The sequence below is a fragment of the Marinitoga sp. 1154 genome (genome assembly GCF_013363285.1).
Lineage (GTDB): Bacteria > Thermotogota > Thermotogae > Petrotogales > Petrotogaceae > Marinitoga.
In genome coordinates, this window is record NZ_LBFB01000007.1 from 63,521 (window position 1) to 78,902 (window position 15,382).

Below are 15,382 nucleotides of genomic sequence, written 5' to 3' on the forward strand. Positions count from 1 at the left end.
TCCTTATAATCCTAAAAATCTCATATCATTTCTATAAAATTCTCTCATATCAGAAATTCCGTGTTTTAGCATTGCGATTCTTTCTACTCCCGTTCCAAAAGCAAATCCCTGCCATTGTTCAGGATCATAACCTACATTTTTTAATACATTTGGATGAACAAGTCCTGCTCCTAAAATTTCTATCCAGCCTGTACCTTTACATACATTACACCCTTTTCCGCCACAGAACATACAATCCACATCTACTTCATATCCGGGTTCTACGAAAGGGAAATAACTTGGTCTTAATAATACTTTTCTCGAACCACCAAAATACATAGTTAAAAATCTCTCTAATGTAGCCTTTAAATGCCCTACCGTTACATTTTTATCAATATATAAGCCTTCTACCTGATTAAATGCCGGAGAATGTGTAGCATCAGGCTCATCTTTTCTATAAACTCTTCCAGGAGAAATTATTGCTAATGGTGGTTTTTGAGATAACATAGTTCTAACCTGAACAGGAGAAGTATGTGTTCTTAAAATTATATTGTCCTCTATATAAAAGGTATCCTGCATATCTCTTGCAGGGTGCCATTCTGGCGTATTCAATGCATCAAAATTATGCCATGTTGTTTCAATTTCAGGTCCTTCTACAATTTTATATCCCATTGCAGAGAAAATATCATAAATTTCCCTTATTGTTTGCTTTAGTATATGTTCATATCCAATTTTTCTTTTAGCGCCTGGTAATGTAATATCTACCCAATTTTTCATTTCTTCTTCTTCTTTTATTTTGTTTTTTAAATCTAAAAATGCATTATTCAATAATTCTTCAGCCTCTTTTTTTATACTATTTACAAAAGCGCCGAATTCTTTTCTTTTCTCCTTTTCAATTTTAGATATTTGTTTCATTAAGTTTGAAATTTCACCTTTTTTACCTAAAAATCTAGATTTTAATACCTGAAATTCCTGAATATTAGAAATGTCATTTAATTTTTCTTTCAATTCCTCTAAAATCTTTTCTTTTATTTCGTTCAATTTTAGCAGCCTCCCTGGTTATAAAAATTGATATATAGTTAAAAATAAAATTAATTAAAAGAGTTAAAAATAAAATTATCAAATATATCTTATTTGAAATAATTATATTATCAAAATTAATTATTCCAAATACAATATACATAAATAGATTTAAATATATATTTTCAAATATAGAAACTATGAATATAGCACTTAAAGCATATATTAAACTGGATAAAAATATATTATAATTAGAAAAAAAGAAAAAAATTGGTATCAAATATAGTATAATTGCAGATAAGAAAATTAAAAATCTTATAGAAATTTCTTTATAATAATGCAAAAAAAATAATTTTAAATTATTTTTGTCAAAAAGCGAAAACATCCATCCGCTAAAAAATATTACAGAGTAAAATACACTTCTTAATATTTTTATATAATAATCATATATATCTGGAAATTTTAAATTCTTTTTTTCTATAAAATAAGGTTTTACTATTTTATTAAGTTTTATCGAGATATCATATAAAAATGATTTTATATCTTTTAGAATTAAATCAAAATACTCATTATCTTTTGGTAAATATACTTTTAAAATATCATCTTCCAAAACTAAAACAGCTTTAGCTTGCTGTGGAAAAGTTTTTGAGAACATCAAATTTTTATTTTCAATAGGGAAAGAGCCATAATAAAAATATGGCTCATTTTGAAAAATATAATTAAACATCATTTGTGATAGTGAAAGAAAAATAATAAACGATAAAAATAAAGAGATAAATATACTTATTTTTGTTTTCATTATTCCCTCACATTCAATATTCTTTTTTTAAAAATTATAGGAATATATTTTCCATCAATTTCTTCTATACTATTAAATGTTTCTAAATTATCAAGTCTTTTAATATAAATACCATCTTCAAAATCTATAGGATTTCCATTTTCATCAATAACTTTATCACAAATTGCTTCCAATAAATCTTTGGAATTAGTAATAATTAAAATATTTTCATCAGACAATTTATTTTCTATGTATCTGGATATTTCCGATATAGTATCAATTTTTAAATCTTTTTTGTCAACAGAAATAATTGTTATTTTTCTACTGTCTTGCTTATTTTTTAATAATTGAAGTATATCTTTTTCTTTCCATAATTCCAGAGAAATAATATGAAAAATTCTTCTACTAAAATATGAAAGTTCTTCAGCATTCATTCCTTCCAGAATATACTCGTCAGTATATTTTTTAGGTTTAATAATTATTTTTATTAAATTATTAATTGTGTTAGTAATTCTCTCTGTATAAATACCTATTTTTTCTCCGCTAAGTAATTCTATATCTGGAAATTCAATTTTGGAATTTTTAATTTTAAGCATAATATCAGACATAATACGCCATCTCCGTTAAATTGGTATGAAATTTAAAAAATTATAAATTCCAATACCTTTAAATCTTGTATTAAATAAATTTTTTAATTATTTATGTTTTAATTCTAGATATTTCTTCCAATCTTCGTTAAATCTTTTTATTCCTTTGTCTGTTAAAGGGTGGAAAAATAATTTTTCTAATACATTAAAAGGAATAGTAGCAACATCACATCCCATTTTTGCTACTTCAACAACATGATATGGATGTCTGATACTTGCAGCAATGATTTGTGTATCAAAATCATAATTATAATAGATTTGAATAATTTCTTCTATTAAATCAAGTCCCTGATTTCCAACATCATCAATTCTACCAATAAACGGACTAACATATGTAGCCCCTGCTTTTGCGGCTAATAAAGCTTGAAGTGGGCTGAAAACAAGAGTTACATTTGTTTTTATGTTTTCGGAAGATAAAGTTTTAACAGCTTTTATACCGTCCTGTGTCATTGGTATTTTTACAACAACATATTCACTTAATGAAGCTAAATGTCTTGCTTCTTTTACCATATTTTTATAATCCATTGACGTCACTTCAGCACTAACAGGTCCTTTTACAACATTACAAATTTCTTTTACCCTTGTTTCAAAATCTATATTACCTTCTTTTGAAACTAAGGTTGGGTTTGTAGTAACTCCATCAATAATACCCCAATTCATTGCAATCTTTATTTGTTCAATATTTGCAGTATCCAAAAAAAACTTCATAATATCGCCTCCATATATAAATCTTGTTTATTAATATTATATCATAAAAAAACAAATGAGGCAATTTAATTGCCTCATTTTGCTTTTGATAGATTTATTTTAACATTTCTTATCCATAAATTTGCTGTTAAAGTTTTATAAGGATCACTGCCAAAAGTCCAGAAGATTATTCTAATGTATTTTACATCTTTATTATCAGTTATATCTTTAATATTAAAAGAGATATGAAAATCGCTATTATTAGTTAAAGGCATAGGATTTATCCAAACATGCTCTTTAAATGGATATTGAGATGAACTCCAAACAAAAGAAAATTTATCGATATTTTTTTTATCTTTATTTAAAAATGAAAAAATAATCCCTGCAGCGCTGTATGTTTTTTCTGGTAAAACCTTACTTTTCGTTACCAATCCCGCTATTTCAGAAGAAAAATCTACGAAAGAATTAATTCCATATGGTAATTCGAAATCTTTATATAATGTGTTTTCTGAATACCCCGTTTTATGGATTTTATACCAGATTGTGTTGTTTAGTGTATCTAAGCCCATATAGTTTGTACCTTCTTGTCTTCCTCCAATTTTCCAATATTTGAAATCTTTAGGCATAAAATATTTAAATAGGTGAGATTTTTCAAATAATTTAAGAGTAGTTTTTGTTTTAATAAAATTTCCATCAACAATTATTTCATCCGAAGATTTTATGTTCATATTACCTTCTTTTTGATACATTGAATTTATTGAATCTTTTATTCCATCTTTTATAATTATGATTCTTTTGTCTGAAATTTCCTGAATCTCTTTTTCCGGTGAAAAATATTTAAGTTCGTATCCAGTTTGGTTGGAGTTTGATGAGCCTTTATATACCATATTTCCTATGACATAATATGTTTCAGAAAAAATGAAACCAGATAGCAGTAATATAAGAAATAATACAAAATCCTTTTTCATATGCACCCCTCCTTGGAAAGTTCTCATTATCTTATCGTCTATTATATAAAAATATTTAATTTAAAAAAAAATTTTGTGATATAATATAATGAAAAAAATTTTATGTGGGTGATATTGTGAAAAAATCTCTTGTATTTAGCACATATTCTGAAGAAATACGCGTGGCAGTGCTGGAAGATAATAAATTAATGGAAATATTTTTCGAGGATTTAGAAGCTGGAAAATTATCCGGAAAGATTTTTTTAGGTAGAATTGAAAATGTAGTTCCTGCTTTAGAGTCTTTTTTTGTTAATATAGGAACTAAAAAAAATGGTTTTTTAAGATTTAAGGATACAACAATTGATCCGAATTCTCTACGAAGAGGTTCTTTCATTATTGTACAGGTAAAAAAAGATGGAAATTCCAGAAAAGGTCCTCAATTAACTATGAGAATAGATATACCAGGAAGATATATTGTATATATGCCGTTTGGCGAAAATAGCATAGGCATTTCAAAAAAAATATATTCATCAAATGAAAAAGATAGACTGAGAGAAATTGGAGAAATATTAATCGAAACAGAAAGGGAAGGGATAATATTTAGAACAAATTGTGAAAATGTGGATTTTGAAACTATAAAAAATGAATTCATTAATTTAAAAAAGATATGGAAAAATATACTCAATGATGTGAAGAAGTATAATAAACCCATGTTATTATATGAAGATGAAGACTTTATTCAGTATATATTGAGGGAAAAACTCAATAACAATACATATGAAATAATAACTGATGATATTAAATTATTTAAAGAATTTAATAATTTAAAAAATGAATATTTTAATTTGAAAGTTAGAAAAGTTGATATAGATGCATTTGCATGGGCGGATATTTATAATCAATTGGATGATCTTTTTTCGCGGAAAATTGAACTTCCAAGTGGTGGCATTATTACTATTGATAAAACAGAGGCTCTTACAGTGTTTGATGTTGATTCAGCAGGTAATGTTTTAGAAAAAAATGTTGAAAATACTTCATTTAAGACGAATTTGGAAGCTGCAAAAGAAATCGCGAGACAACTTAGACTTAGAAATATAGCAGGTATAATACTTATTGATTTTATAGATATGAAAGATAATTATCATAAAGAAGAAATAATAAATATATTTAGAGAAGAAACATTAAAAGATAAAGCGAGAATTTCTATTTCTGGATTTACCAGATTAGGACTATTAGAGCTCTCCAGAAAGAGAACCACTCCTTCTATAGATGCTTTGTTATTTACTCAATGTCCAGTTTGTCAGGGAACAGGGAAAATTGCGTCTCCAAGAATCGTTTTTAGAAAAGCTCTAAAGGAGTTAGAGGAATCGTTATATGACTTGAAAAAGAAACATAATATAAAAGAAGTTTATATAAGTGTATATCATAATCTTTCCGGATATTTTACAAAAGAAAAGAAAAAAGAAATAGAAAAAAAATTTAATATAATTTTAGATATTGATTTTAATTGGAATGATCCTAATTCGTATAACATCAGATACAGAAAATAGTGGAGGAAATTTTATGAGAATTCAATTTCAGATAAAAGAAAAAATGATTCCCATATTCGAAATAGAAAAAAATCATGATATATTAATTGTAGGTGGAATTGAAATATTTATAAAAAGTATTCTGAATATTCCCCATATATCTTTAGTTGTGAATGGAATTGGAACTAAAATAGCTATTCATTTAAAAAAAATAGGTTTGTATCCAGTAATTTTTGACTTTTTGGGGAATGATGAATTTTTAGAATTAATAAACAGATATTTTGAACAAAATGAAATAAATCTTTTTTTTTCAAGGCAACCTTATGGAACTAAACGAGTTTTAAAAATTTTAGATAAAGGTGAAGAATTGGTATATAAAGATTTTAGAAATATAGAAAAATTGGATTACAATTCTTCTATAAATATACTTGCTGATATATATAAAGAAGTAAAGAGTGTTTATTTAATATTGCAAAATTGGGATACAAATATAGTCAGAAATATTAAATTAATGGGTAAATTTTTATTTCTTGATTTTGAAGAAAGCTTGATTGTTCCAGAAAAAAAAGAAATATTTGGAGACTTTATTTTTACAAATGAAAATATAAAACTTACAGATAATATACATTATTTATATAAAGTAACATTTAAAAAAGATGGAAAAATAAAATTTGAATTTTCAGAAGAATCATGGGAAATTATACCTTTTTCACAAAAAAAAGAATTTTTGTTTGAAGCAAAATGTGCATTTAAAAGTATTGTTATCAGTTCTCTTTTTGATGGTAAATCATTAAAAGATGTTTTGCTTTTAGGAAATATTGCTTATTCATATGCCTTAGAAAATAAGGGGAAAATGATTTCAAAAATACAATTATTTGAAGAATATTATAAATTAAAATAAGAGGGAAATCCCTCTTATTTTAAATAAATTTTAAATAAAAAATTTGATTACTTCATTAGCTACTACTTCTTTTTCAACATCATCTACAACGACATGACCGCTTTCTTCAAGAATTATTGTCTTTACAATATCAGAATTTATATTGTTTTTTATTATATCTTTAACCTTTAATGGAACAGTATTGTCTTTTTTTGAGACAATTATTAAAGTGTCACTTTTTACTTTATTCATCCTCTTTTTAGCTAACTTTTGTAATTTATACAAATCAGCACCTTTCGAAGGAAAATTATAAGTCCAATATTCTTTAGTTAATTTTTTCAGACAATCATCGTTATATACCTCTCTTTTTTTTCTTTTGATTTTCTTTGTGAATAATTTTATTATTGGAGTTAGCTTTAATCTCCAATCTGTAGCTTCTATTGCTGGGGCTGCCAATACTATTTTTTCTGGAGTAAATTGTGAAGCCAATAATAGGGTTAATACTCCTCCCATGGATAATCCCAAAACATACACTTTTTTATATGTTGTTTTTAATTCAATATATGAATCAACTACTCGCCTTAACCAATCTCTCCATGTACTATTGAGGAAATCAGTTGAATTTGTCCCATGTCCTGGTAATCTTGGAATATATACAGTATAACCGGCTTTATTTAATCTTTTTCCAATATATTGCATATTGTGAGGTGAACCGGTAAAACCGTGTATTATTAACACCGCTATATCGCTACCTTTTAAAAATATAGAATTAAAGTCAGAACATAAAATTTCAGTATCTTTAGATATATTATCCAGAAACATAAAACACCCCCATTCACAACACTTTGTATTTATTATACCATTTTTCTAAAGTTTTTAAAATAATGAACGATATATAAATTGAAAGGATTTGATTATTTTTAATTAATAATTAAAGTATATAAAAAAACAGTCGAAATAAATAATGGTTGAAAACAAATAATATTTCACATGGAGGTGGAATTATGAGGATTTATCACAACATGGAAGCTTTAAATGCATGGAGAACGCTTAACACTGTTAAAGGTGAGATGGGAAAATCTTTAGAAAAACTTTCTTCAGGGTTAAGAATTAACAGAGCAGCAGATGATGCAGCAGGATTGGCAATTTCGGAAAAAATGAGAAATCAGATTAAAGGTCTTGATACAGCAGTTAGAAATGCTCAAGATGCAATTTCGATGATTCAAACAGCAGAAGGTGGAATGGATGAAATACATTCTATATTAAAGCGTATGAGAGAGCTTGCTGTTCAATCATCAACAGATACAAACACAGATGCAGACAGAGTTCAACTGCAAAATGAATTCACAGAATTAAGAGATGAAATCAACAGAATAGCAAAGACAACACAATTTAACACAAAGAATTTATTGGATGGTTCATTAAAAGAAACAAGAGATGCAGAAGCTAAATTAGTATCTCCAGGTTCAGCTCATTTTTCAACAAGTCTTGAATCAACTACTTATACTGATGCTAATATTATTATTGAAGTAGGACAATTTAGTGGTGGGGCTAGTTCAGATATTGACATTAAATTAACAATAATTACTGCTGGCGGGAAGAGTACTTCTCTTGTTACAAGCGCGGCAGGAAAAGCTGCTAATAGTGTAGTTCTTAATGTTGGAGCCGGTAGTGTTAAAATTTCTTGGGATGGAAATCAGTTAGCCGACATTAGTGATTATGGTGGAACTTTAGCAAGTGGTACAAAAGTTGATGGTGGAGCTGTTGCAGTGTTTGGAGCTGTTACTGCAGGTTCTAGTGGTGTAAATCCATTAAATTATCATATAGGAGCAAATGAAGGACAGGTTATAAATCTTGGTTTTGAAAGTATGAAGGCAGATGATATTGGTATTACATCAGTAGTTAAAATAGATTCTCAAAGTAATGCTGAGTTTGCAATAAGTGCTATAGATGCTGCGGTATATAAAGTATCTGCATTTAGATCTAAGTTAGGTGCTGCACAGAACAGGCTTGAACATACAATTAAGAACTTAGGTGTAGCTTCTGAAAACTTAACTGCTGCAGAATCAAGAATTAGAGACGCAGATATGGCAAAGGTTATGGCAGATTATACAAGACAACAAATACTTATGCAATCTGGTACTGCAATGTTATCTCAGGCAAATCAGTTACCTCAACAGGTATTACAATTATTAAGATAATATAAAATAAAAAGAGGGCTATGCCCTCTTTTTATTAATTGACAATGTATAATAAAAAAGATTTTTCTACTACAAAAATAAGGTATGTTAAAGAATTGATTTTATATTTATTATTATCTTTACTAATTATTTTTTGAAAAATAATAAAAATTCCCTCAAAAGAGGGAATTTTTATTAATAAACTTTTGTCTTTTTTATCCAGCCAATAACAATTGGACTTGCAATATAAAGTGAGGAATAAGTTCCAACAACAACACCCACAGCTAAACCGAAAGCAAATGGAGCTATGGCTTTTCCACCCCAGATTAAAATTGGCAATACTACAAGAAATGTTGTAAATGATGTATTAATTGATCTAACTATAACTTCATTGATACTGGTATTAACAATTTCTTCTATACTTTTCTTGCCTCTTAATTTTTTCATATTTTCTCTTATTTTATCATATACAACTATAGTATCATTTAATGAATATCCAGCAAGAGTCAAAAATGCAGCAATAGCCGCTACATTTATTTCAATATTAAATATAGAGTAAAATCCCATTGTAATTATTATGTCATGAGCTAAAGCTAAGATAGCACCAACACCAAATGAAAATTTAAACCTTAATGTAATATAAGCTAATAATAAAACTAATGAAATAATAACAGCATACCATGCATATGATTTTATTTCTTCAGCAGCATAACCTGAAACATCGTTAAATTCTAAAAAGTTTATTTTTATATTTTTTTCAGAAAAATTTTCTTTCATTGAATTAATTAAATTTTCTTTTAAAGCAGTTGATCCGGATAACGATTCTTTTAAAACAACAGAATATTGAAATAATTTAGAATTTTCAACATTCAAATTTTTAAGTTTTGCAATTTTTGCTGTTGCATAATCGGATTTTATAGAGCTCAATATATTTCTAATTTCATTTATACTTACTTCTTTATCTGAAGAAATTACAAATTCTGTTCCGCCTGCAAAATCAACACCAAGATTAAAACCTTTTGTAAAAACAAAAATCAAGCTTGTAATTACCAACAATAATGAAAGTAATATAAAAAACTTTCTTTTACCTACAAAATCGATCATTTTTTCCCCTCCTCAACAGCCACTTTTTGATATTTTTTAACATTGACTAGATGACTTGTGGACTCAAGAATAGCCCTTGATACAACTAAATTTGTAAACATACTTCCTAAAACACCTATAATCAATGTTATTGCAAAACCTCTTACTGTACCTGTTGCGAAGTAATATAATACAACACCCGCTAATACGGTTGTCAGATTCGCATCAAAAAGTGTCCAGAATGCTTTATCAAAACCAAATCTAACGGCTGTTAAAGGAGGCCTACCATGTCTTAATTCTTCTTTTATCCTTTCATAAATAATAACATTACCATCAACCGTTGTACCAAAAGTTAAAATAATACCAGCTAGACCAGGTAAGGTTAAAATCGCATGTGTTCCCGCCAATACTCCAAGAAGTAAAGTTGAATTAAATAATAATGCAATATCTGCTACTACACCCATCCAACCATAGAAAATAATCATATAAATCATAACAACAACCAATCCTAACAAGCCGGCTTTTACAATAGTTTCAACAACATCTCTTCCTAAAGTTGGTCCTGTTGTTCTTTCCTGGAATTTAACCAGATCGACAGGTAAATTACCAGCTTTGATTAATGCAGCAACATTTCGTGCTTCTTCGATAGTTTGAATACCAGTTATTTCAGCTGCGCTACTTGTGATTTTTTGATTAACTGTTGGAGCGATAATAACTCTATTGTCTAAAATAATAGCTAATCTTTTTCCAATCAAATTACCAGTTATTAATTCGAATTTTTTACTTCCCTGTGAGCTAAACCTAAGATTAACTAAAAATCCTTTTTCCCTTGTGTTTATATCAGCATTAGCATCTATTACTTCTGTTCCTGTAAATTCAAAAGGTTCTTTACCGAAAGTAAAATATTTTTTTACTTTATACCATGTTGTTTCATCATACATATCTCTGACATAATCATATAAAGGTTCATTTTTTCCATTTATAACCACATATTTATTTCTTTTAACTTCTGGTTTTATATCGGATGTTTGTATATCAACGACTTCTGCGAAAAAGAGTTTTCCTCTACTTCCGATTAATTTTTCGGCAGTTTCAATATCTGTAATTCCAGGTATTTCGACACGAACTCTGATTTTATTTCCACTAACAATTTTTGATACAACTGCTTCAGTGTATCCTGCAGCATCTAATCTTTTTCTCAATACAAGAATAACATTATCTATAATTTCATTTGGATCTGTACCTTCATCAAGTTTCATATTATATTCCAACATACTACCGCCTTTGATATCCAGGCCAAGCTTAATGTTCGAAAAGAACTTAAAAATTCCAGTATTTTCACTTGCAGTTTTTGATGGCCAAAAAAATAGCAATAATGCGGTTAGTATAACTACTACAGAAATAATTACTCTAACTTTGTGTGCTTTCACAAAACCAACCCCCTTGAATATTACTTTTTATTTTCTTCTTTGTTGGATTTAGATAAAATAGCAACTATTGAACTTTTGGTAATATCCAACTCTGTTTTATCAGCAGTTCTAATTCTGACAAAATCATTATTAATATTCACTATTTTTCCTATAATCCCTGATTGGGTTAAGATTTTATCATCCTTTTTTAGTTTTGAGAGCATATCTCTATGCTTTTTTTCCTGCCTTTTTTGTGGCATTATTATTAAAAAATACATTAAACCAAAAATTAATACAAACGGAAATAATATTCCAAAAATACCTCCTGAAGCTGTTGTTGCAGCGCTTCCTGTAGTGGTTTGAGGAGCTGCCGCTTCAGGTGGACCAAAAAATAAAAAATTTGTTATACTATAAAAATTCATAATAACTTCACCTCCGAATAAAATTTTTCTTAGAATATTATAACACAGATTCGTGATTTATGGAAATTTTTATGATATAATAAAGAGGGAAATTTAATATTTTTGTGGAAAAAAATATTGAATAACGATCAAGGGGGTATGAATATGGAACTTTTAAAAGAACTTGAAAACATTATAAACAATTTAACTGAGAAGTACAACAGACTCAAAGAAGAAAAAGAGGCTTTAAAAAAAGAAAATGAAGAATTGTATGCAGAATATGAAAATCTTTCAAGAGAAAGAGATGCATTAAAAAACCAACTTGAAGAATTAAAGAAAAACGAAGAAGATATGGAAAAATATATCAAGGATATCAATTATAAATTAAAAGAAATCCTTGGCGAAGACAATTCTTCTGAAGGAAATTTATTTGAAACTCAAGAAGAATCTATTAGTAACGAATCTGTTACTGAAACATATTCGCAAGAAGAACCTAAATGGTGATTTTCAGGTGGTGAAGTTTTATGGGAGACAAGGGACAAAAACATATATATTTTGATTTAATGGGAAAAAAATACGATTTTATTACAGATGAACCTGAAGAAATTGTAAATGAAATTTTAGAAAACATAAAAAAGAATGTTGAAGATATATATTCTAAAATGAACAATCCTGATCTTGTTCATATCCTGTTGTTTTTATTATTAAATGAAAATCTGGAAAAATTAGAATTAAAAAACGGATTAAAAGATTTAATAGATAAAGTCTCTTTTGTCTCCCATAATAAAGTGTAGTTTGGTGGTGTGTAAATTATGAAAATAGGTTTTTTCGATTCAGGTATAGGTGGATTAACCGTATTGAAAAAGGTGGTCAAGACCTTTAAAGGCCACCAGTATTTTTATTTCGGGGATACCATGAATGTACCTTATGGCTCGAAACCAATAAAAAAAATTGTATCAATTTTGAAAAGTCTATTTCGATTTTACGATGAGCTCGGAATAGACATTGTTGTTGCTGCATGCAATACTTCTGATTCAATAATTTTAAGAAATTATATAGATATGTCTGTTTATAAATTCAAATATATCAGTATATTGGAAAATGCTGTTCAACAGATAAATGTGAATGAAAGGGTTTTACTATTGGCTACCGAGAACACCGTTAAAACAGGAACTTATAGAGAACTTTTAGCTTCTAAAAGAGTGAAATTAAGTGAAATAGCCTGTCCTTTATTTGTACCGTTGATTGAAGAAGGAATATGGCACGGACCAATAGCAGAATCAATTGTAAACTTTTATTTGAGGAAACAAAAAAAATATGACAAAATTATTCTGGGTTGCACTCATTATCCGATTTTGGAAAAACATATAAAAAAAGCGGTAAAAGGTGAGATAGTAGACCCTGCTAACGGAATTGTGGATTCATTAAAAAATTATATACCAATTAATGAATCATCTCCAGAAATTACTTTTTTTGTTTCAGGTAATTTACCCAAATTCATATATAATTCAGAGAGAATTTTACGTAAGAATTATAAAGTTAAATATTTATCTCTTGCTTTTGATGAAAGTGAAGTGGTTTTATGGTGAAGAAAAGAAAAATTTTATTAATTACAGGGTTATCTGGAGCTGGAAAAACGACAATATTAAAGATTTTAGAAGATATTAACTTTTATACTATAGATAATATTCCACCGCATTTAATTAAAGAATTTCTAATTATGATTTTAAAAAGTTCAGATATAGAAAATATTGCTTTTGTTAGTGATATTAGATGGAAAGATCCGAAAAGATTAAAAGATGAAATAATAAAGATTAGAAAGACATTTAAAAAAGGAGATAATGAATTTAAAGTTATGTTTTTAGATTCTTCTGTAGAAACTATAAAGATTAGATTTTTGAAATCAAGACGTTCCCATCCTTTACAAAATGAAAATAATTCTTTGGAAAAAGCTATAGATAAAGAAGTTGAATTAATGACACCTATAAAGGAAATTTCAGATATTATTATAGATACTACAAATCTTGAACCTTTAAAATTCAGAGAAAAAATTTTTGAAATTTTAGAAGAAAATAAAGAAAATGACACAAAAATAAAAATAATTAGTTTTGGTTTTAAATATTCTGTTCCAAATGATTTAGATTATTTGTTTGATGTAAGGTTTTTACCCAATCCTTATTATATAAAAGAATTATTTATTCAAACTGGAAAAGATAAAGATATTATAAACTATTTAGAGCATTTTGAAGAATCAAAGGATACTGTAAAATCCATCTTTGAGTTGATATTAAAAATTCAAAAATGGTATTCATCAACAGGTAGAGTTTCTATTAATATTGGAATAGGTTGTACAGGTGGTCGTCATAGATCTGTTTATGTAGCAGAAAAGATTTATACCTTGCTAAAAGATAATAATCTAAATGTATCTATTTTTCATAGAGATATTGACAGGTGATAGAAATGTCAGTTTTTTCAGAAAATGTTAAATTAGAATTGGTTAATACAAAAATTGATTATCCTGAAGTAGAATTATTTGGTTTTATAAAAGGAAAGGGAAGTTTTGTTATAAATGGAGATCAACATTTTTTAAAATTATCTGTTTCATCAATGAATACTCTGAAAAGGGTATATAAGATTTCTAAAGAATTATTTGAGGAATGGATAACAACTTATATAAAAATTGAAAAAAGGTTAAAATTAGGAAGAATGGGAGAACTTTATTTTAATTTAATGCATGCAAAAATAGTTTTTGAAGAAAAAAATATAGATATTTTTTCTGATGATATCCCGAAATATATTTATAATGACCCATATTTATTTGGTATTTTTATGCGAGGTTTGTTTTTAAGTTGTGGGTCGGTTTCAATTACCAAAAATTACCATTTTGAAATTTTTTCTGATTTTACGGATTTTTTTGCGCAAAAAATAATAAAAAATTTACATAATCTTATAGGAATTAAAGCCAATTATATAACAAAAAATAATAAAATAAAAATATACATAAAATCTTCCAGAGATATTTTAAATGTGCTTGAATTAATTGGAGCTCATGATTCTGTGGAAAAAATATCAAATATTATAAAAGTTCGCGAATTGAAAAGTAATGTGTCGCGGACGTTTAATTTTATTTCTGCAAATGCGACTAAAACTGCAGAAAGTGCTTCAAAACAAATTGAAAGTATTAATATCCTTTTAGAAAATGGATTGTTTGATGAGTTGCCAGATGAATTGAAACAAATAGCATTATACAGATTGGAAAATGAAAGTGATAGTTTAAGCGAAATGGCTGAATCGTTGAATATATCAAAATCTTCGTTATATTATAAAATAAAAAAATTGGAAAAATTAGCCAATAATATAAAAAGAGGTGGATATTCATGAAATGTCCATATTGTGGGCACGATGAAACGAGAGTATTGGATTCAAGAACAATTGCTGAAGGTACTGTGACTCGAAGAAGACGGGAATGTTTGAAATGTGGTAGTAGATTTACAACATATGAAAGATACGAAATGCATAAAATTTTTGTTATTAAAAAAAATGGTCAAAGAGAAATATTCGACAGACAAAAAGTATTAAATGGATTAATTAAAGCCTGCCATAAAAGAGCTATAAGTTATGAGCAAATTGAAAATCTGGTTGCAGAAATTGAAGAGATTGTGAGAAAAATGGGAACTTCAGAAATAGAAAGCAGAAAAATAGGTGATATAATTATGAATAAATTAAAAGAGCTTGATCATGTTGCCTATGTTAGATTTGCTTCAGTATATAAAGAATTCGGAGATTTAAACCATTTTATAAAAATAATAAATGATTTAAAGAAAAAAGAAAATTGAAGAAGA

At 27.3% G+C, this 15,382-nt stretch carries 18 protein-coding genes; 9 read left to right on the top strand and 9 right to left on the bottom strand.

The features are described from left to right. Nucleotides 1-3: 3 nt before the first annotated feature. The 5 genes from pheS to XO12_RS04930 form a co-directional block, all read right to left on the bottom strand. Nucleotides 4-1,020 (bottom strand): phenylalanine--tRNA ligase subunit alpha, encoded by a 1,017-nt coding sequence (pheS, locus tag XO12_RS04910; protein ID WP_156166160.1) that lies wholly within the window; start codon nucleotides 1,018-1,020, stop codon nucleotides 4-6. Then, on the bottom strand, nucleotides 968-1,798 hold the full coding sequence (locus tag XO12_RS04915) for a hypothetical protein (protein WP_175419776.1): 831 nt from the start codon (nucleotides 1,796-1,798) through the stop codon (nucleotides 968-970). Before XO12_RS04915 ends, pheS begins: the two co-directional genes overlap by 53 nt. Continuing rightward, on the bottom strand, nucleotides 1,798-2,385 hold the full coding sequence (locus XO12_RS04920) for a hypothetical protein (RefSeq protein ID WP_047266138.1): 588 nt from the start codon (nucleotides 2,383-2,385) through the stop codon (nucleotides 1,798-1,800). The genes XO12_RS04915 and XO12_RS04920 overlap by 1 nt, the downstream gene beginning before the upstream one ends. 87 nt (nucleotides 2,386-2,472) lie before the next feature. Next, nucleotides 2,473-3,132: a fructose-6-phosphate aldolase gene (gene fsa, locus XO12_RS04925; RefSeq protein ID WP_047266139.1), complete on the bottom strand. Its 660-nt coding sequence runs from the start codon at nucleotides 3,130-3,132 to the stop codon at nucleotides 2,473-2,475. 74 nt (nucleotides 3,133-3,206) lie between these two features. After that, nucleotides 3,207-4,079 (bottom strand): hypothetical protein, encoded by an 873-nt coding sequence (locus XO12_RS04930; protein ID WP_047266140.1) that lies wholly within the window; start codon nucleotides 4,077-4,079, stop codon nucleotides 3,207-3,209. Between the two features lie 116 nt (nucleotides 4,080-4,195). On the opposite strand from XO12_RS04930, the gene XO12_RS04935 reads away from it, so the two are divergent. Together XO12_RS04935 and XO12_RS04940 are read left to right on the top strand one after the other, a co-directional pair. Beyond that, nucleotides 4,196-5,608: an Rne/Rng family ribonuclease gene (locus tag XO12_RS04935; protein ID WP_175419777.1), complete on the top strand. Its 1,413-nt coding sequence runs from the start codon at nucleotides 4,196-4,198 to the stop codon at nucleotides 5,606-5,608. Nucleotides 5,609-5,621: 13 nt separating this feature from the next. After that, on the top strand, nucleotides 5,622-6,488 hold the full coding sequence (locus XO12_RS04940; protein ID WP_047266141.1) for a hypothetical protein: 867 nt from the start codon (nucleotides 5,622-5,624) through the stop codon (nucleotides 6,486-6,488). A gap of 30 nt (nucleotides 6,489-6,518) precedes the next feature. Here the strand turns inward: XO12_RS04940 and XO12_RS04945 are convergent, their stop codons facing one another. Beyond that, nucleotides 6,519-7,289 carry a carboxylesterase gene (locus XO12_RS04945; protein ID WP_175419778.1) on the bottom strand — a complete coding sequence of 257 codons (771 nt, stop codon included), beginning with the start codon at nucleotides 7,287-7,289 and terminating at the stop codon, nucleotides 6,519-6,521. A 182-nt stretch (nucleotides 7,290-7,471) separates the two neighbouring features. Between XO12_RS04945 and XO12_RS04950 the strand changes: the two genes are divergently transcribed. Beyond that, nucleotides 7,472-8,668, top strand: a complete 1,197-nt coding sequence (locus XO12_RS04950; RefSeq protein WP_175419779.1) for a flagellin — start codon at nucleotides 7,472-7,474, stop codon at nucleotides 8,666-8,668. Nucleotides 8,669-8,842: 174 nt separating this feature from the next. Here the strand turns inward: XO12_RS04950 and secF are convergent, their stop codons facing one another. The 3 genes from secF to yajC are packed head-to-tail and all read right to left on the bottom strand — an operon-like array spanning nucleotide 8,843 to nucleotide 11,561. After that, the gene (gene secF / locus XO12_RS04955) at nucleotides 8,843-9,751 is read right to left on the bottom strand and encodes a protein translocase subunit SecF (RefSeq protein ID WP_175419780.1); all 909 of its coding nucleotides are present in this window, start codon (nucleotides 9,749-9,751) and stop codon (nucleotides 8,843-8,845) included. Next, the gene (gene secD, locus XO12_RS04960; protein ID WP_047266145.1) at nucleotides 9,748-11,160 is read right to left on the bottom strand and encodes a protein translocase subunit SecD; all 1,413 of its coding nucleotides are present in this window, start codon (nucleotides 11,158-11,160) and stop codon (nucleotides 9,748-9,750) included. The genes secF and secD overlap by 4 nt, the downstream gene beginning before the upstream one ends. 20 nt (nucleotides 11,161-11,180) lie before the next feature. After that, on the bottom strand, nucleotides 11,181-11,561 hold the full coding sequence (gene yajC / locus XO12_RS04965) for a preprotein translocase subunit YajC (RefSeq protein ID WP_047266146.1): 381 nt from the start codon (nucleotides 11,559-11,561) through the stop codon (nucleotides 11,181-11,183). 144 nt (nucleotides 11,562-11,705) lie between these two features. Between yajC and XO12_RS04970 the strand changes: the two genes are divergently transcribed. The 6 genes from XO12_RS04970 to nrdR are packed head-to-tail and all read left to right on the top strand — an operon-like array spanning nucleotide 11,706 to nucleotide 15,376. Next, nucleotides 11,706-12,044, top strand: coding sequence for a hypothetical protein (locus XO12_RS04970; protein ID WP_047266147.1), 339 nt, complete (start codon nucleotides 11,706-11,708; stop codon nucleotides 12,042-12,044). Between the two features lie 20 nt (nucleotides 12,045-12,064). Next, nucleotides 12,065-12,334, top strand: a complete 270-nt coding sequence (locus XO12_RS04975) for a hypothetical protein (RefSeq protein ID WP_047266148.1) — start codon at nucleotides 12,065-12,067, stop codon at nucleotides 12,332-12,334. A gap of 18 nt (nucleotides 12,335-12,352) precedes the next feature. After that, complete coding sequence (gene murI / locus XO12_RS04980; protein WP_047266149.1) at nucleotides 12,353-13,129, top strand: glutamate racemase; 777 nt, start codon at nucleotides 12,353-12,355, stop codon at nucleotides 13,127-13,129. After that, the gene (gene rapZ, locus XO12_RS04985; RefSeq protein ID WP_047266150.1) at nucleotides 13,123-13,995 is read left to right on the top strand and encodes an RNase adapter RapZ; all 873 of its coding nucleotides are present in this window, start codon (nucleotides 13,123-13,125) and stop codon (nucleotides 13,993-13,995) included. Before murI ends, rapZ begins: the two co-directional genes overlap by 7 nt. 5 nt (nucleotides 13,996-14,000) lie before the next feature. Beyond that, nucleotides 14,001-14,921: a DNA-binding protein WhiA gene (gene whiA, locus XO12_RS04990; protein WP_254867683.1), complete on the top strand. Its 921-nt coding sequence runs from the start codon at nucleotides 14,001-14,003 to the stop codon at nucleotides 14,919-14,921. After that, the gene (gene nrdR / locus XO12_RS04995; RefSeq protein WP_047266152.1) at nucleotides 14,918-15,376 is read left to right on the top strand and encodes a transcriptional regulator NrdR; all 459 of its coding nucleotides are present in this window, start codon (nucleotides 14,918-14,920) and stop codon (nucleotides 15,374-15,376) included. The genes whiA and nrdR overlap by 4 nt, the downstream gene beginning before the upstream one ends. Nucleotides 15,377-15,382: the final 6 nt, after the last annotated feature.